This is a genomic window from Saprospiraceae bacterium (genome assembly GCA_016715965.1).
Taxonomy (GTDB): domain Bacteria; phylum Bacteroidota; class Bacteroidia; order Chitinophagales; family Saprospiraceae; genus Vicinibacter.
Genome location: JADJXG010000001.1, coordinates 197,689 through 217,641, shown reverse-complemented (window position 1 = coordinate 217,641; position 19,953 = coordinate 197,689). Strand labels below are relative to the sequence as shown.

Below are 19,953 nucleotides of genomic sequence, written 5' to 3'. Positions count from 1 at the left end.
TTATATATTTTATTTGAATATATGATATTATTGTCATACGTTTGCACCGTGGATTAGTGATAGTCCGCTCCCAATATAGTTGCCTCTCTTTAGCGCAGAGCGTTTTGGTGTCGGTGTATCTGGTTTAGATACACGCGATTGATTTCTTTAAATACCAAAACTTGCGTCAAAATGAGAAAACGTCATTTTTTACACACATGCATTGATTTAGAACCAAAATCAATAATACCTTTATTATTATGGGTCTCATTGAGCGGATTGCTGTCGTTGGGTCAGCTTCATGGACAATGTAATCCGGTCTCAGGTCAGATTTCAGGTTCGGTTTTCATGGACAAAAACTACAATGGATCAAAAGATCCTCTTGATCATGGAATACCGTTTGTCCAATTGAGTGCATACTCTGCTTCAGGCCAATTGGCTGCAAGCGCCCTGACAGATCTGAATGGATCATTCACCCTTACTGGGCTTTCAGACGGCCTAATGTATTCTGTTGAAATACACAAACCCAATTATCTGGAACATACCAGGGTAGGTGACCACCATATTGGAGATGTTAGATTTTTACAAGCCCCGGCCTGTGAATCGCATTTTGGACTTTACAAACCCGTCGATTACAATTTGACTTCAAATCCAAATATTGCGGTGACCAACTTCGTAGGTGGTGCAGATTTGCAATCCAATCACGATGTCAGAACCATAGTCGGTCTGGAGCAGAACTTTAATTCGATTTCACCCACACAAAAGTTAGCGCAAAAAAATCAGACAGGTGCAATTTATGGATTGGCCTACAATAGAACTTTTCAAAAACTATATGCCTCTTCTTTTGTCAAATATGGCGCAGTCCTTGGTCCTTTGGGTACCGGAGGTATTTACCTTTTGGACCGCAGTTCTAATACAGTAAGTCCCTTTGTTGATCTCGCTTCATTTGGAATTCAAACAGGATCAGTCAACGGTTTGTCAGCGGTGGATTGCAATTATGGAAATTTGGTGGGCAAGGTCGGACTGGGCAACATGGATATTTCTGATGATGACCGCTATCTATTTGTGTCAAATTTGTACAATAAGTCATTGGTGGTGCTTCCAACGGAAAACCCCAGTGCAGGCAATGTAATCGAAATTAAAATCCCAGATCCTGGATGCAATGCAGGGGATTATGTAGTTTCTGCTATAAAATATTACAATGGATTTGTTTATGTCGGAGTAACATGTACCGCAGAAACCAGTCAGAATGAAAGTGATTGTTCATTTACAGTCTATGAATTCAGTTTAGTGACCAGAATTTTCACTCCAATCTTGTACAGCAACTTTATTAAAGCTTATTGGCCCAAAGACCAAAGAGATTTCAAAGGAATTTCTCATTGGTTGACTGACCTTGATTTTAACCGATTTGGAGAGATGGTCCTTGGAATTTCCGACCGCAAAGGTCATGCGTATTGTCTAGGCCTGGAAAGGCTTACAAACCAAAGAGGAGATATTTTGATGGCCTGGAAATCACCTTCGGGTTGGGTTCTCGAAAAAGGTGGCTATGTAAACGGAAGGGCCGGAAGTGGACTAAATCATCTTGAAGGACCTGGTTTTGGAGAATTCTTTGGTCAAGATTATTGGATTGTTGGACCCAGTCTGCATCAGGAGATTTCAAATGGAACACTGGCTGCCATGAGCAGTAGAGATGAGGTAATAAATGTTGTATTTGACCCACTGTACGAATCTTTTGCAGGAGGTCTTCAAAGATATAGTGCGGTCGATGGAAAATTGCTTGGTGCCACCCAGTTGTACAACGCAACAACCAGCGTTTTTGGAAAAGCATCCGGATTGGGCGATGTTGAAATCATGAATGAAGCTGTGCCCATTGAAATTGGCAATCTGGTTTGGCATGACAAGAATTCCAATGGCGTGCAGGATGCGGATGAAAGGGGATTGGCAGGAATTAGAATTTCATTGTACGATCACAATTGCATCAGGGTGGCCAGCGTCTTAACATCCTCTACCGGAACTTATTTATTTGATGAAACAAATGTTGATTTAAATCAGGATGGAAATCCTGACCCATTGCAATATGGGAATACGTATTATATTGTACTGGATGATACCAGATATCTTTCTTTCAATAATTCAATGATTGTTGGAAAAGATACCTTGTCACTCACCCATACCGATAGACAAACGGGAGGACTTCAGGATGTCCGGGACAATGATGCTATACTTGGAACAGAATCAATGTGTCAGCAATTCATTGGCATGCCGGTGGCCAAAATTGTGATTGGCAACAATGGCCAGAATGTTTTTAATGTGGACATAGGCCTCATGCCTTCTACAGATACATCGACCACTCCACCCATCGTAGATATTCTTGATCTTGCTTTGATTAAAAAGACCAAATCACTTGGCTCACTAAAGAAAGGCGATCTGGTTGAATTTGAAATTGAGATTCATAATCAAGGCACATTGGAGGTAGCTGAGTACGAAGTTGTGGATTATATACCGGCAGGAATGGTTTTTCTTGCTTCTGATAATCCTGGTTGGAGTTTGAATCAGGAAATAGCATCTTTCAGGAACACAGCACCAATTCAACAAGGCGATGTACAATATCATTCAATACGATTAAGACTGAATGATGAGAATCAAATCGGTCAAATAGTCAACTTCGCCGAAATATCAGAAATGAGAAATGAGAAAGGCGAGTTGCTTTCAGATTTTGATTCCACTCCTGATCGGATCAATGGAAATGATTTGGGTGGCCAGCCGAATACGTCATTGGACAATGCTCTAAATGATCCGGATGATGAAGATGATCATGATGGAGAGGCATTATATGTACACGACCTTGCGCTGGTTAAAATATTGCCGCAAGCTTCAGGATACAAACCTGGAGATGTGATCGAATTCAATTTGATGGTGAGAAATCAGGGAAATACCACCATTCCTGAATTTGAATTGGTAGATTATATACCATCTGGTTTGGAATTTGTGGTTGCATCGAATCCAAATTGGAAATTAGAAGCTGATCATGCATTGTATCTCAACAAGACTGGCATCGTTCCTGGTGAGACCAAAAGTATTCCAATCTCACTTAGAATTAGAAACAACGCGACCGTTGCATCAATGATTAATACCGCAGAAATTTCAGCAATGAGGGATCAAAATGGTATTGATCTGATGGACAGAGATTCAAAAGCAGATAGAAACCCAAACAACGACGCCGGAGCAATGATTGGAACTTCGACCCAAAATTATTTTGATGGAGATGGAATCAATGACGAGGATGATCATGATAGATCTGGTCCCGAATTGGCTGATCTGGCTTTGGTAAAGATTGCTCAGATAGCAGATCCGGTCAAAATTAACCAAATGGTCACTTACAAATTGAGAATAAAAAATCAAGGGACGATTCCGGTAGGTTCTTACAGCGTTGTAGATTTTATCCCCAATGGTTTGGAGTTTGTGGCCAATCAAAACCCGGGTTGGATTTATTCCAACCACCAGGCTCATTTTACAGATCCAATTACATTGGAGGCAGGTCAGGTACGTGAGCTATCCATTAAATTGAAGGTCATTTCTTCCAATCCAGCTGATCTGATCAATGAAGCAGAGATATATGAATTCAAAGATATAAATAAGTCCATATTAAAAGACTGGGACAGTACACCCGATCAGATTAGTGGGAATGATGATTTTGTTTTTCTGAGTAGTTCACAGAAATCCTTGATCGAGGATGTTGATGGAGATGAAGATGATTCTGACAGTGAAGCATTGCCTGTGATGGATATGGCACTCATATTAACGACCACACAAAGCACTCCAGTCAAAATGAATCAGGATGTCAGTTTCCAAATACGAGTTTGCAATCAGGGAAACATGATTTCTTCCAAGGTAGAATTTGTGTATTATTTACCGGCAGGATTGGAAATAAGTCCAAATGACAACAATGGCTGGATGCTAAAAGCTGGCAAATTGGTGAATGCCATCAGTCAAAATATTTTACCTGGTGAATGTGCCACAAGGGAAATTGTAATGAGGGTGAAGTCCAATGCAAATGCCAATAATTTACTGGCCAGAGCAGAAATCGTGAAAATATGGGATGCTGTTCAAAAAGATGTTTCTCTATATGACATCGATTCCAATCCGGATGAAATCGCTGACAATGATCCGGGTGGAGTGTTTGGGACTGCTACCGACAATATTTTAAATGGAGATGGAATCAACGACGAAGATGATTCCGATCCGGAAGGATTAATGATCATGGATGTCTCATTGGTTAAAAGCAATGTCAGCCCAAATTCCCTAAAATACAAAGGAACCGTTCGATTTGAAATGTCTGTCAATAATATTGGAAATGTTCCGGTGAATCATGTGCGGATCACAGATTACATACCTAATGGATTTGCTGTTTCTCCAGAATCCATTTCTGCCGGTTGGAGTGTTTCGGGAAATTTGGCAAGGTATACGATGTCATCCATACTTTTGCCCGGACAAAGCAGATCCATTGAAATCGTATTGTTGGATTTAGGGACGGCCACTCTAAATGACCTAAAAAATTGGGCTGAGATATCCAGAATGGAAAATGCAAATGGAGTAGACTGGAGTGCGTTTGATTTTGATTCGACTCCGGACGAAATTTTGGACAACGATGCTCAGGATGAAGATGATATTGATGTCGCACCAATTCCGGTATTCGATCTTGCTCTTCGCAAGACCATTCCAAATAAAAGTCTGGTGTATGGCGATGGAGATGACGTTACATTTCATATCAGGGTGTACAATCAGGGGAACATAGCCTCTCAGCTGACCGGACTCGTTGATTACCTGGATGAACATTTTGAATTCGATCCATTGGTCAATCCGGGTTGGTCGTTGGATCAGGATGGTAAGCTTTATTATACCATTTCGAATCCAATTTTGCCAGGACAAAATACCCTTGTTCCGATCACATTGACCATTAAATTGGGGAGTGATGGCGTGATGGTTCCCAATTTTGCGGAAATCATTTGGGCAGAAGATGCAACAGGACGTCCACTCCTTGATTATGATTCTACGCCGGATAATGTATCTGACAATGATCTATTTCAGGAAAATCCTGACTTGACAAATCATGGTGACGTGGATGAAGATGATCATGATGGAACAGATACAAATCCAAACAACTTTGACCTTACTCTTTCAAAAAGTGTAAATGCACGTGTTGTTCAGAGAGGTGAAGAAATAGAGTGGGTTATCACAGTTACCAATGAAGGAAGTACGATTGCATCTGAACTAGTAGTTGTGGATTTTATTCCAGAAGCCACAACATTGGTAAGTACTCAGGATTGGTTACCTTCTGCCGCGAATCCACACCCGCGTAAATTTTACTATACGTTTAGCGAGAAAAATGGAAGACTTCCTCAAGGTGGCTTAAAGTTTGGGGAAAGTGTCCAAGCTGCCATCCGTTTAAAAGTGGATGATGACCATGCCCCGGGACCAATTATCAATCGCGCTGAAATTTATTCTGCTACCAATCCATTTGTGTTGGATGATGATGATTCTACTGCAGATGACGATCCGGAGAATGATGGTCTTGAGGATTACATGGCATTTATCCAAAAAGTAGGCGGAACAAATCCTGAAACTGGTGAAGTCCTGGGCATAGAAGATGATGCAGATATTTCCGGAGTTTATTTATTGGAAATTCTGAATGAAGATTGCATTTGTCTCAACAACGCTACGACACCGGGGAATGGACAATTTTCAACCATTCTAACTTTGGAATCAAGGACGGGAGAAATTTGGTTTATCAGAGAGGTCAATGGATTGTACCACAATTCCAGTCCGGCACCGCCGGCTGCACCAACACCTTTTGTTACGGGTATCGGAGGATTCATTTTAGATGAGTTGTCCGTAAACGGCCCAATCACGGTGTTTACCATGCAGGGTTATCACATAGACGGAGTGGGGTTTGACATTATTTTAGAAAATCAATTTGGCGATAAAGTCAGTCTTGGAAATGTTCGCTGCAATTACGATTCACCGATTTTAAGAGAGGCACAAACCAATGTTTGTTCTGGTTCCAATGTCCGTTATAGTGTGGATTTCCGTCAGGGAAGCACCTATCAATGGACTTTATCTTCGGGTGGCGTGATCACTTCTGGTACCAATTCCCACGCCGTTGCAGTTAGCTGGAATGGGGCTATTAATTCCACCCATACTTTAAGTATAAAAGAGTATCACCCTGATTTGTGCCTGAGACCATTGGATCTGGGGGTTACGATTGGATCTGTTGGTGGTTCTGTTTCCTGTCTTGGCGATATTCAGGTATCATTGGGATTTAATTGCGAAGCCAAAGTGACTCCTCAGATGTTGCTGGTGGGTGGACCTTATGATTATAATTCATATAGTGTCATGGTGATCAACAAAGATGGATCCTTGGTACCAAATGCCACAGTCAATTATAGTCACGTTGGAAAAGTGCTTACCGCAAAACTTATCAATGTCTGCAATGGCAATTCGTGTTGGGCGACAGTAACAGTGGAGGATAAATGGAGACCTGAAATTATTTGTCTCAACGATACCATTGATTGCACCAGGATGAAATCTCATTTGGGTCCGCTGACTTATGATTATTGCGATCCCAATCCCACCAAAATTCTTTTGGATGAGAAAATAGAGAATACTCAATGCAATCCATTGTACTCAAGAATTGTGACAAGATACTATCAGGCAAAAGATGCCAGCGGTAACCTGTCTAAAATTTGTACCGCGCAATACTTTTTAAAGCGCATCATTTTAGACTCCATTATTTTCCCGGATTCCTTGACTGTGCTTAAGGGTAATCCATTGCTGTGCAACAAATTTCCAACGGACTCTACAGGGAAACCAACTCCTGAAATTACGGGGTATCCTTATTATCTCGGTGCTCCCATTTGGCCCAATCTGGATCACAAGTATTGCGACTATTCGGCAGTCTACGAAGATTTCGATATTCCAACCGGAAAGAAATGTACAAAGAAATTTTTACGCGTATGGAGATTTGTGATCTGGTACTGCACCACTTTTGAGCAGGTAGTTTATTCTCAGTTGATCGAAATTGTGGATGATGAAGCACCGGTTCTAGAATGTCCGTATGACATAGAGGCCATTACTGGAAGTTACCATTGTGAATCCTCCGTTTGGATTCCAATGCCAAAAGTGAGTGACAATTGTTCGAATGAGATCAGTATTGATTTGGTTTATCCCGGAGGTTTTATCAAAGATTTTACAGCCCGATACATTAACTTACCTTATGGCAATCATATACTAAAGTTCAGAGCGTATGATTTGTGCCACAATGTGGATAGCTGCGAATTTAGAGTGAATGTGGTGGATCATACACCACCTACTGCGATATGTGATCGGGAAACTGCCATTAGCTTGGATAGATTTGGAATGGCAGATATTCCAGCCCATGTATTTGATGACGGATCTTATGACAATTGTCTGATTCATTCTTTGAAAGTAAGAAGAATGGACGAAGGAGGTCCTTGTCAGTTTAAGGATACTCAGCTTCGTGATTCTGTCAGATTCTGCTGCGCTGATATTGGAAATCTGGTTACAGTTTTATTTGTGGCAACAGATTATCACGGCAATTCAAATACCTGTATGGTTCAGGTAGAAGTGCAGGATAAAACCATTCCGCACATATATTGTCCTCATGACATTACAATAAGTTGTCACGATCACTTCGACAGGAATGATTTGTCGCAGTTTGGTACGGCAACCGTTTCTGACAATTGTGATGTGACCTTTACAGAGATTGACAGTTTCCATATTGATCAATGCAGAGAAGGTTATATAGACCGCATTTTTATTGCAGGAAATCAGTTTGGCCAAGATGTTTGCGTTCAGAGAATTTATATTGTCAATGATGATCCATTTGAAGAAGCCGATATTATTTGGCCAAAGGATTTTGATACGACTTCTTGTGCACAGGATATTTTAGATCCCGGCACTTTACCGCATGGGTTGGGATATCCGATTTTGAATGAAGATATATGTGATTTGACCGGAATAAGTTATGAAGACCACGTTTTTAGAATTATAAACGGCAACGACGCCTGTTACAAAGTTTTAAGAAGATGGAAGGTGACCAATTGGTGCAGGTTTTATGATCGTGCTGGAAATCCAATTATTTACGATCATGAACAAATCATTAAAATTCACAATACTGAAGCTCCATACTTTACCGGAGACTGCGAGGATAAAATTTTCGAAATCAGAGATACCAATTGTCTTGGCGCCGATGTCATCTTAACCATTGAGGGCGGAGATGACTGTACACCCGCTGATTTATTGCGCCAGGAATACCACATTGATTTGTACAGCAATGGTACTTTTGATCATAATCATGTGGGTGTAGGGTCTGTTATTAATGCTTCTGGATTTTATCCCTTGGGTGAACACAGAATCGTTTATGTATTTGAAGATCTGTGCGGCAATAAATCGGTATGCGAATCTAAATTTACCATTGTAAATAAGAAAGCACCAGTGGCGTATTGCCTAAAAGGTGTGTCCGTTGGTTTGGTTCCATGGGATCTCAATGGAGATGGAAGGATTGATGGAGAATTTGTGGAAGTATGGGCAACTGACCTCGACAGAGGAAGTTACCATCCGTGTGGATATGATTTGACGTATTCTTTTGGTAGAGACACCACTGTTAAATCGATTCGCTATGATTGTGATAGTATCGGAGTTAGGGTGGTTGAATTATGTGTAACAGCAACGAATGGTGAGCAATCCTGTTGTGAAACATTTGTCGAAGTTCAGGATAACAACACAGTAGATTTTTGTAATTGTCTCAGAAAGCCAAACAATCTGACGGTTTCCGATTGCGAGCAAAGGACATCACCGGTTGATTTGGGTTCATTTCCCGAGTTAGGCAATTGCAATTGTACTGATGTCACCATCACACACAGTGATAAAATAGTTCCTGGTCCGGTCGGGTCTTGTTTTGTGATAGAAAGAACTTGGGATGCGAAATTCAACTGTCCTGGAAATGACAATGAATTCGAATTTGTACAGCGCATTATCGTTACTACAAGTTTGAAAGAATCAGACATTACCTGGCCAAAGGATTCTGTCATTGTTGACAATTGCCTTGGTTCTGTCGATACCATTTATGTAGGCGAGACGCCACGTGTTTGTGATTTTAAAGGAAATGTCATGGTGATGTACACCGACAGGGAAATTTCAAATACTGGCAATGAAAGAATTGTAGAACGCATCTGGACCGTATTCAGCAAATGCGTCACAAGCGGTTCTCAGACCTTTAGCTTTAGACAAATTTTGATTGTGATCAATGCCACCGGGGTTAGATACAATGTGCCACCAGACGTTACTTTGACAGATTGCCATGCATCCGTTTTACCGGGTGATGTGAATGGTTTTCCACGGGTTAACTGCCCATGTCCTAATGTTGTTCATACCTATACAGACTCCATAGCGCAGGGTGGAGCTCCGAATGTTTGTTATACCATCTATCGTCGTTGGAGATCAGTATACAACTGTCCTCCTGATGTTGTAGGTACATTTACAGGCACGCAGAGAATTTTTGTATCGATTGATTTGAGACTTCAGGACATCATGTGGGGAAGTGACTCCATCTTGGTAGATGATTGTTCCGGAAAATACGATACAGGAAAAGTCAATCAGGTGCCAAAATTATTGAAAGATTTCTGTGGATATGTCACCATCACCTACGTCGATACCATCAAGCAAGACAATGATACATGTAGGCTCATTCAGCGCACCTGGACTGTAAACAATGAGTGCCGCACCGGAGCTCAGGCCCAAACTTACAGGAGAAATCAAATCATTAAAGTCCTCTTCCCGGATGGCCCGAGACTTATCCTGCCTCCAAACATTACAGTGAATGATTGTGCCAAGCCTTTGTTACCTGATTCTCTGAATGGTTACCCCACCATTGAATGTGGTTGCGATTCATTGCAGATAAGTTATGATGACGATACCATTCGGGTCAATGCAGAAATTTGTTTTACAATAGAGCGAACCTGGACTGTTGGAGTACGATGCAGACCTTTGGTGGATACGGTGTTGACTGGAGTCCAAATAATCACTTTGGATGTCAATTTGAATCCGGCCGATATTATTTGGCCTCAGGATAGTTTTACATCATATACCTGTATTCCGACGCTTGATCCTAAGATTGTTGGCGAACCAAGCTTGAGAAGGAATTATTGCGGACTGGTGAAATTCAACTTTGTGGATACCATCAGACCAGGCAATCCTTGTCGGACCGTCGAAAGAACCTGGCGAGCTACCAACGATTGTAGTGCGTCGCAAGTATTTTCTTTCAAGCAATTTATCATTACCAAGAATCAGGATGCACCTTCCATCACCTGTCCACCAGATGTGACCGTTTCTGCAGGTATGGATCAGTGTGGTGCCATGGTAAATCTTGGCAATCCAAGTTTAAACAACGATTGCAATTCTGGTGTAACATTTATGAACAATGCACCAGCTGTATTTCCGGTTGGTAAGACCAATGTCACTTTCACTGCAACTGATTCATGCGGCAATACAGCCACCTGCATTACCATGGTGACGGTAATTGAAAATGTACCTCCTGATATTATTTGCCCTCAGGATCTCACCATTGGTTGTGATGTAAATACCGATGATTTGGATGATTTTGGCGTACCGGATGTAAGTGACAATTGCCCTGGTGTCATGGTAGAAGATTCTGTTTCCAGGAATCAGGATGATTGTGGTATAGGTACCATCACAAGATATTTCACAGCGACAGATGCTTCTGGCAATACTGCCACATGTTCTCAGCTTATCGTTATTGAAAACAGCAATCCTTTGGACAGTATTGAAATTCAATGGCCTCCATCACCGATTACGGTGGATGAGTGCGAGTCCATTGATACATCGAGTACAGGTGTGCCGTTTGTCTCTGATACCAGCATTAGTTGTTATAAGTTGAGAATTACATTCCAGGATTCCAACCTGTGTAAATTTAGGGCTGGTTGCGAGATAGAGAGATATTGGGAAGTTTACGACACCTGCTCTGATCAAACATTCAGCTTCACCCAGTTGATCATCAGAGATGACCAGAATGCACCAATTATTAATGTGCCATTTATGGATACCATATTATACGCCAACGATACCAGTTGTAACAATTTTGTGAGTTTGGTGGCGACGATTGATGGTTGTGATGCGCAGTTTGTGGTATTGACCAATGATTCACCTTTTGGAGGAAATGGAATGGATGATGCCTCTGGATTATATCCTGTTGGCACAACGGTTGTAACTTTTACTGCGGAAGATCCCTGTTGCAATGTGGCAACAAAGCAGGTGACCATCACGGTTAAGGATTCAATTGCACCCGAAGTTACCTGTCGTAAAGTAATCAAGCATATTACGGACAGTTCACTGTGTGTAACTTTTGGCGCAAGCGAGTTTATCGCATTCCTGGATGACAATTGCACGGACACGGCTATGATTATGGTTTACTTTGATCCAAACGATCCAATGGATACGACCCATATTGCATGTTGTGATTCGATACCTACCGGTTTCCATTATCTGGGTCCAATCAATGTTTATTTCAAAGATGAAGCAGGAAATGTGACCATTTGCGAGACACTTCTCCAGGTATTTGACGACGATAGTTTGTGTCCACCTATGACTTTAAGAGATGCCACCGTTCAAGGAATTGTGTCCAGTCGCAAGGATAAAAAACTTCCGGGCATTTCGGTGCAGTTGAACAATGGAATAGATGGTACTCAGGCTACCGCAAACACAGGTTATTATGCATTTCGAAATATGCCTTTGGGTGGCAGTTACAATACTCAACCTCATCATGATTTAAATCATCATGAGGGAGTCAGTACTTTTGACCTGGTACAAATTCAAAAGCACATTCTCGGAGTGAAATCTTTTGACAATCCGTATAAGTACATTGCGGCAGACGTCAACAAGTCAAAATCAGTTACTGTGTCAGACATTGCAGAGATCAGAAAATTGATTTTAGGAATACAAGATCGGTTTGCAAAGAATACTTCATGGCGCTTTGTTTTGGCGGATTATTTGTGGGATGATATTGAAAATCCTTTACTGGAAGAATTTCCTGAATCCTATATGATTCAATCATTGGATAAAAACTACACCCTCAATTTTACGGGTGTAAAAATTGGAGATGTGGATGATTCGAATCTAAAAGGCAATTTTGACAGTGATGCCAAGTCTAGAACTCAGGGTAAAATTACTTTGACTTCAAAAGATAAGCTTTTGGCTGCCGGGGAAGAATACAGCTTTGAACTTGATTTAAAACAATGGCAATCATTGGAAGGTCTGCAAGCCGCAATTGCCGTTTCAAATCTAAATGCTCAAATCATTGGAATTGAAACCCCTGCAAACAGCGCGTTGCAATCAGAGTCTTATTCATTACTCGATCCGTATGAAGGCCTTATTCGCTTGTCATGGGTAAACACCGAGAATATGGCAGACGAATGGAAAATGAAAGTTACCATTCGGTCTATGAAGAGACAGTACTTATCAGAAATTTTGTATGTCGATTATCAGGCCATGTCTGCGGAGGCATATTCAGTGGATGGAAGCTGGAAAAATGTAATGATAGAATTTGACAACGAAAATCCAGTTAACAGCAATGCGGCGGTCAGATTGTACCAAAATATTCCGAATCCATTCAATTTGAATACCAGAATACCCTTTGAGATCAATAAGGATCAAGCAATTGTATTTGAATTATTGGACATCAATGGCAAAACAATACATCAAAGAAAGCTACGACTTCATGCTGGTTATCACGAAATCGAGCTCCACAAAAACTTGTTTGGTTCTTCTGGAGTCTATTACTACCTAATTCAAACGGATTCGGGCAATTACATGCGGAGGATGGTCCTCATCGACTAAGGTCTCCTTTTTGAAGATTTAGTGTGTAGTAATCGGTTTCGTTTTCTAAGAACCCCTTGCTTGGTAGGCGAGGGGTTCTTATTTTTAGTTGGTTTTTGAAGGGTATTGAGTAGGCGTAAAGTAGAGAATTGGGAACGGATGAATTAGATGTAGTACTCTCATTTATAATGATTTGTGTTATAAACTAAGGGTGGAATATTCATTTTTTTGGGCAATGCAACAAAACGAATTAATTTGGGGTCATAATTGAGCAATGGATGATGCTTTACTTGTGAGTAAATGTCTTGATGGCAATCAGCAAGCCTGCAAAGTATTGTTTGATACCTACTCGCCTGGAATGATGGCAGTGTGCATGCGGTATTTCAGCTCCCGAACTGAGGCTGAAGATGCCCTTCAGGATGGTTTTATTAAGATTTTCCAGAATTTGCACCAATGGAATTCAACAGGACCTCTTCCCGCCTGGATCCGTAGAGTCGTTGTGAATACCTGCCTGACGGCAATTCGCAAGAAATTTCCTGCGCAAGACTTTGATCTTTCTGATCACCATCAAAATTTGGCAGTCAATCCGGAAATCCATTCTCAGATGGATTACAAAAGCATTCTTAATCATCTGAACCAAATGCCGGTGGGTTATCGCACTGTTTTTAATTTGTTTGTAGTAGAGGGGTATCAATATGATGAAATTGCTGAAATGTTGCAAATCAAAGAGACCACCTGCAGATCGCAATTGTTCCGAGCAAAACATTTTTTGGCGAATAGACTCAGCAAAGAATACCCTGAATTAAAACTATCTTTATGAAAGAAGAATGGACCGACAAAATCAGAAATATGGCAAATATGCATCAGGAGCACGTGCCGGAATATATTTGGGAAAATGTAAAACCACATCTACCTCAGAAGAAAAGGAATCGGTTTTGGTTTATTCCGATAATTTGCATGGGCCTCACCATCGGGATGTTTTTATATAAGGGATCTAATTCAATTCAGCCAACAAAAAGTTCATCCGCATGGAGAAATGATCAGGAATTGCCATTGCAGAATTCTACAAATCAGAATAAGATAAATGACCTGACCCATGAATATACATCAGCCAGTCAAAATTCCCTTCCAGCCTCCATTTATGATGACGAAGGCTTAGCAAAGAAAGCTGAACTCAAGCATACATCCAATGTTTTAAAACCAAATTCGCAGGAGGGTCTTAGGGCACGGAATATTTCAGAGGAAGAAAAAAGTCTTGTCAGCGAATCAGAAACATTCATCAGACATGAGGATAAGCAGCAAATTGAAATTGAGGTGGAGGCATTGGACCCAAAGCAACCAGAACTTCTTGGAATACAAACTTTGAAGAAATTAAACAAAGGAATTGATTGTTATAGTTTTTCAGGGAAGGCTTCTAAATGGTGGGCCATTGAGGCTTATATTGGACCGGGTTACAGTCCCTTCACCCTGAATGAACAAGCATCTGAAATGTCAAATTATATTTCTGCGAGAAGAAATTCTGAAAAGGAAAATGTATCGTCCATCGCTGGTGTCAGATTGGCCTATCATTTGAAAAATTGGACCTTCAGAGCCGGCTTTGCAGGGCAGCAGATCTACGAGCAATTTAACTACGTCAACAACGATGATTATCGAATCGTGGCGGTGTACGAAGATTCGGTTCTGATTCGATTGGACACAATACCGGGTACAAGGATTGTTAAGACCCATAACTACCACAGAATGATTCATATTCCCTTGTCCATCGCATACGGGGTCAGGGTAGGCCGGTCCAGTTTATCGATCCAACCAGGAATCGGAATCAATTTATTTGCAACACACAAAGGAACCATGTTTCAGCCCAATTTGCAGCGCAATGGTTTTACAACAGGATCAGGTAGCGGATTTGAAGTTTACAGGACAAATGTGGGATTGTTTGCAAGTTTGGATGTCAATTGGTTTATGCCTGTTTACAATAGAATTGGATTTTTTATTGAGCCAGGCCTCATGTATTTTCTAAACCCATTTAATACAAGTGATTTGCCTGTGAATGAAAATTACATATCGACAAATGTCAAATTTGGATTAAGTTATAGAATAAATTAATGACAGCCCGTGCAACAAAATTGGATTGATATAGTCATCTGATTGTACGAATTGATTTTAAATTTTGAAATTATGAAAAAGTTTAGTTTATATATGCGATTGTTTTCTTTGATCGTTTTAATGATTGGAATTTCTTGTACAGATATTGATCAATTTATTGACAGATTTGAACCCAATTTTATTACCAATGATCGGCATGTTCTGCATCCAATTTGGGAAGAAGATTTTCGAACAAAAGATACCGTGACATTTTTAGCCTGGTCAGGAATTGTGCACTCTTTCAGCGATAAGTCCCGAATTATCTTTGAGCCAAAATCATTTTTATTGGATGGTCAGCCATTGCCCAATAAACTTATTACATTGGTGATCATCAGGGCTTATAAGAAAAATCAAATGGCTAGAAATCTGATTTCAACCAATGCCGGAACTGGTATTTTGGAATCTGCGGGAATGATGCATGTAGAGGCCTTCTGCGAAGGTAAACCTTTGGACCTGGCTCCCGGAAAAACTTATACCATTCAAATCCCTGTTGAAAATCATTCTTCTGTGCACCCTGATATGGAAATGTTTTATGGAGAAGAGACTCCTTTTGGTATCAATTGGATTGAGGCGGATCAGAATCCAAGCATGGCAGAAAATGTTTTCCTGACGGAATGGCAAACCAGAGATTCATCGGGGGGTGGATTGGTCATTGGTATTGAGTGCTTTCCTGAACGTCTCAAATGGGTCAACTGTGATTATTTTATGAGATTTGAAGGGGTGGATAGAACGGAACCTTGTCTTGAAATCAAAGCCGAAGGAGTCAATGATAAAATTACCATTTCCAGTTTTTGTATTTTCAAGAATCACAATGTAATCATTGCTCCTTGTTGCCAAGGTGCAGAAGGTGGAGTTTGCTTCGGTCCATTGCCGGTAGGTGAGCCTGTTCAGTATATTGTAGTAGGAAAAGGGGAGACAGAATATTATCTTGGACATTTAGAGAAACAAATCATAAAAGATGATAAGATTTTGATTCAGATCAATAAAATTCCATTGGGAGACCTCAAGGAATTTATTTCAAAGTTATAATTATTCCTCTTGTAATTCAGTTTAGAATGAAAGGCTTCAGAGGTTCAATTCTGCGGCCTTTGTTATTTTAAAGAAAAAGCATTCTTGAATATTTGTGGTTTGTATTTTATTTCAATTATGAAAATAACAAAAAGAAAAAAATATTCAAGCACCACAAATCCAGAAAATAAATGCTTGAGATCAGGATCGTAATGTATGTAAGTTCCAACGATCATAAAAGACCAGGCAATTGAAGTGAGAGGGTGGGAAAACACTGCTAGAAATAAGATGGGGGTCAAATACCATGGATGTACAGTGGATCCCATCAGGAGGTAAACCATCCAAATATACCAAACAGATTGAAATTTATACTTTGTTTCTCTTTCCACCAAAAGATCATAGAGCCAAAGAGTTAGGATGGTCATTAAACTAATTATAGCCAAGATAAATCCTATGTTCTCTTTAAATTTCCACCATTTGTTTTCTTCAGCAAACAGCTGTAGCAATTTGTAAATGCTGGAGTTAAATTCGAATTTCTGAAAATACAATTGAAAACCACTAATGCCTTCTTTTGACCATGGAATCATCAATAAGAACAAAGAGATGAATGTAATTAGAATGGCGCTAAATGTCATTGACTTTTTCTTTCGAAGTGTTAAAAGATACCAGGGGAAAGTAATCAGGCTGATCATTTTGGCAAGGAATGACATTCCCAAAGTTGCTGCGGAAAGGATTGTTTTTTGTTGCTGTAAGTATAGTATGGACAATCCCATGAATGCAATCATCCAGCTTTCAAAATGAAGATTGCCGTTAAGTTCCATAATGACCAAAGGATTGAGAAAATAGATAAGCAGCATTTTTGGATGCTTTGAAAGAATGCTTAGAATTTTCTTTGCGCTGAATACAATAATGAGATCAGCCAGTAAAATAACAAGTTTAAGAATTATACTGAAAATGTAGATGTTGGCCCCGGCCAAACGGGCAGAAAAAGAAAATACAAATTGTGCCAGAGGCGGATAGACGCTGTGATAATTGGGAGAGTTGAGTTTGGAATAATGCAATCCCAGATCTTTGTGCAATGAAGACATCTGTTCCATCTGCATTAATTCTGTTGGCGTGTACGAAAATGGATTGATCCCTTTTGTGATCAAAAAACCATCCCACCAAAAGCGGTAAATGTCATCGCTCAAATAGGGAAATGCAAAAATACCCATGATCCGAATGAGAAACCCGATTCCGATCCATCTGCTGATTTTTTCCACTTCCGTATTTGAAAACAGAATCAGAAGATAAGACAAGCAGGAGAGTAAATAAAGTAGGGCGGTGGTCCAAAACGCTTCTCTTTGTCCGCAATATTGTAATGCAGACATAAAAAGTACAAAAAAAATCGAAAGCTGGGTGGGGTGAATAGGGAATGGTGAATTCAGTTTCATCGAATTCACAAAATTAAACCAATTTCTAGGACTTAAAACTCAAATGACGCATGGAATAAATAAAGTTAAATCCGTAACCGATCATCAGCATAAAATGAAACATCATAAATGCAAAATATTCAAGCGCAATTCCCAGACCGATCGCAAAGACGAAGTACATTAGAATGAAACTTTCAATCATTAGTTTCCAATCCAGTTTGCTCTTAAAGTAGGATTTGTCAAAAAATGATTCCTTATTGTGGACAATGCTGAATTTGGGAGTTCTTACAAACCCTGATTTTTTTCCCAGAAATCCCTGTATCACCGCAATGCTGTTGTGAAAACTAAGTCCCATCGAGACCGCCATGAAAGCTGGAAACAGTAAGCCAAATCTTTTTAGTCGCTTCCATTTGGATTGATCCTGATGACAGGTCATCACATTGGCTTCATAGAAAATTGCCAGCATCGATAAAGTACCCAAAAGACAAAATCCAAGAAATGTGGCTTTCATTCCCAAATCGTCCATGATGTACAATACCGGCACACTCAACAAAGCTACCCAAAAAATTACCAGAAAAATACTGCTGGCCAATAGATGCAGGGCAGAGAAAAACTTCAACTTAATGGATAAATTGGAACGAAGGATAATGGGCAATAATTTTTTTGAATTCTCAGCACCGCCCTTCATCCAACGAAATTGTTGCGACTTGTAACCGTAAATATCCACCGGCAATTCAGCAGGACAGGTAATGTCTTCTACAAATTGAATTTTCCAAGATTTAAGTTGCGCTCTGTAGCTCAAATCCAAATCCTCTGTCAAGGTATCTGATTGCCATCCTCCTGCGTCTTCAATGGTAGATTTACGCCAAATTCCAGCGGTACCATTAAACTGCAAGAAATGTCCTGCCTCACATCTGCCGGCTTGTTCAACGGTAAAATGTACGTTCAATTGAAATGCTTGCAATTGGGTAAGCAATGAATAATCTTCATTGAGATGGGTCCAGCGACTTTGAACCACTCCAATATCAGGCTTGGAAAAATAGGGTATGGACTTTAGCAGAAAATCTCTTTCCGGAAGAAAATCTGCGTCAAATATTGCAATAAACTCTCCTGTAGCACTGAGCATTCCTTCCTTTAATGCGCCAGCCTTAAAACCTTGTCTGTTGGCCCTGTGCAGATGCTGAATATTAAATCCCAGGCTTTGGTATTCTTCCGTTTTTTTCTGGGCCAGGAAATAAGTATCATCGGTCGAATCATCCAATATCTGAATTTGTAATTTCTCTTTGGGATAATCCAGCTGAGTGATATGGTCAATCAAACGATCCACCACATAAACCTCATTAAAAATAGGCAATTGAATGGTTACCAGGGGCAGGTTCGGATCATCCAAAGACGCAGGCTCTAATACTTTTTTATTCTTTCGGTGCAATCTGTAAGCTTTGAGCAAATTCAATTGTACCAGACAGAAAAATGTCATGTACACTAAGCAGGCCGTGTATAAGCCAATCAGGAAGGTTTGTAGCATATCCGAATATTCTGAACAAAATTAACCTTTAGTCACAGATTAAAATTCTGCAAACTTCTTGATTTGCAAAACATTGACAAGATTTACCAAATGTTACAAGTGCTTGAAGATAGTATAGAGGATTTTACAACCCGCAAGAAAGCTGCCCTTAATTGTGCCGGATACTTTTGAGACACCAATTCTGTTCTTATAGGATACCGGAATTTCGATGGCCCGAATTTTATTTTTCGCCGCTTTGATCTGCATTTCAACCGTCCACCCGTAGTTGCGATCCTTCATGTTAAGTCCCAGAAGGGTGGTATATCTTATGGCTCTGAATGGTCCTAAATCAGTGAATTGATAACCGTATAATGTTCTGATCAGATAAGTGGCAAGCCAATTCCCAAACTTTTGTACCTGGGTAAGAGATCCTTTTTGTGATTTACCCAAAACCCTCGATCCAATCACTAAATCAGCTTTGTTTTCAACAATGGGCTGGATCAAATCTGGTATTTCGTCCGGGAAATCTGAGTAATCGCTGTCAATAAATACGATGATTTCCGGTTGGTCTTCCAACGGAAGTGCTGCAATCCATTGCATGCCCTTTAAGCATGCTGCTCCGTATCCTCTTTCAAGTTCAGTAAGGACTATAGCTCCTTTTGAAGCGGCAATTTCTCTGGTCTGGTCTGTGCTGCCATTGTCACAAACCAGGATGTGTCGTATCGTTTGCTTGGGAATATCTTCAATAACCAAACCTATGGCTTTCTCTTCATTGAGAGCCGGTGTTATTAAATCGACCAACATGGAGGCCTGTCAGCTTACAGGGCGCCAAATGCTTTGGTAAGGTATGTCAGAACAAAAGGCAAAGGTACCCAAAACCAAGCTGGTGCAACCCAAAGCAATAAACACATAACAACAGTTGAAATTAAGAAGATCAACCAGTCTTTGCCGTGGGAAACTTTGTTTTCAGACATTTTCTAATTTTTGGCAAAAGTAGTA

General features: G+C 40.3%; 7 protein-coding genes. 4 read left to right on the top strand and 3 right to left on the bottom strand.

Annotation, left to right across the window (positions count from 1 at the left end):
* Positions 1-171 precede the first annotated feature (171 nt).
* From IPM48_00755 to IPM48_00740, 4 genes are all read left to right on the top strand, one after another.
* On the top strand, positions 172-12,909 hold the full coding sequence (locus tag IPM48_00755) for a DUF11 domain-containing protein (GenBank protein MBK9270101.1): 12,738 nt from the start codon (positions 172-174) through the stop codon (positions 12,907-12,909).
* A gap of 253 nt (positions 12,910-13,162) precedes the next feature.
* The gene (locus tag IPM48_00750) at positions 13,163-13,708 is read left to right on the top strand and encodes an RNA polymerase sigma factor (protein ID MBK9270100.1); all 546 of its coding nucleotides are present in this window, start codon (positions 13,163-13,165) and stop codon (positions 13,706-13,708) included.
* Positions 13,705-14,991 carry a hypothetical protein gene (locus tag IPM48_00745; protein ID MBK9270099.1) on the top strand — a complete coding sequence of 429 codons (1,287 nt, stop codon included), beginning with the start codon at positions 13,705-13,707 and terminating at the stop codon, positions 14,989-14,991. Before IPM48_00750 ends, IPM48_00745 begins: the two co-directional genes overlap by 4 nt.
* A 72-nt stretch (positions 14,992-15,063) precedes the next feature.
* Positions 15,064-16,059 carry a hypothetical protein gene (locus IPM48_00740; GenBank protein ID MBK9270098.1) on the top strand — a complete coding sequence of 332 codons (996 nt, stop codon included), beginning with the start codon at positions 15,064-15,066 and terminating at the stop codon, positions 16,057-16,059.
* A 62-nt stretch (positions 16,060-16,121) separates the two neighbouring features.
* Here IPM48_00740 and IPM48_00735 read toward each other — a convergent pair whose 3' ends face one another.
* The 3 genes from IPM48_00735 to IPM48_00725 all read right to left on the bottom strand — a co-directional run bounded on the left by IPM48_00735 (position 16,122) and on the right by IPM48_00725 (position 19,758).
* Positions 16,122-17,471, bottom strand: a complete 1,350-nt coding sequence (locus IPM48_00735; protein ID MBK9270097.1) for a hypothetical protein — start codon at positions 17,469-17,471, stop codon at positions 16,122-16,124.
* Between the two features lie 25 nt (positions 17,472-17,496).
* On the bottom strand, positions 17,497-18,975 hold the full coding sequence (locus tag IPM48_00730; GenBank protein MBK9270096.1) for a glycosyltransferase: 1,479 nt from the start codon (positions 18,973-18,975) through the stop codon (positions 17,497-17,499).
* A 93-nt stretch (positions 18,976-19,068) separates the two neighbouring features.
* The gene (locus IPM48_00725) at positions 19,069-19,758 is read right to left on the bottom strand and encodes a glycosyltransferase family 2 protein (protein MBK9270095.1); all 690 of its coding nucleotides are present in this window, start codon (positions 19,756-19,758) and stop codon (positions 19,069-19,071) included.
* Between the last annotated feature and the right edge of the window lie 195 nt (positions 19,759-19,953).

Bases quoted from the DNA above. Each gene is read 5' to 3' on its own strand.
- IPM48_00755 (MBK9270101.1), top strand. From the start codon at position 172: ATGAGAAAACGTCATTTTTTACACACATGCATTGATTTAGAACCAAAA.
- IPM48_00750 (MBK9270100.1), top strand. From the start codon at position 13,163: ATGGATGATGCTTTACTTGTGAGTAAATGTCTTGATGGCAATCAGCAA.
- IPM48_00745 (MBK9270099.1), top strand. From the start codon at position 13,705: ATGAAAGAAGAATGGACCGACAAAATCAGAAATATGGCAAATATGCAT.
- IPM48_00740 (MBK9270098.1), top strand. From the start codon at position 15,064: ATGAAAAAGTTTAGTTTATATATGCGATTGTTTTCTTTGATCGTTTTA.
- IPM48_00735 (MBK9270097.1), bottom strand. From the start codon at position 17,471: ATGAAACTGAATTCACCATTCCCTATTCACCCCACCCAGCTTTCGATT.
- IPM48_00730 (MBK9270096.1), bottom strand. From the start codon at position 18,975: ATGCTACAAACCTTCCTGATTGGCTTATACACGGCCTGCTTAGTGTAC.
- IPM48_00725 (MBK9270095.1), bottom strand. From the start codon at position 19,758: ATGTTGGTCGATTTAATAACACCGGCTCTCAATGAAGAGAAAGCCATA.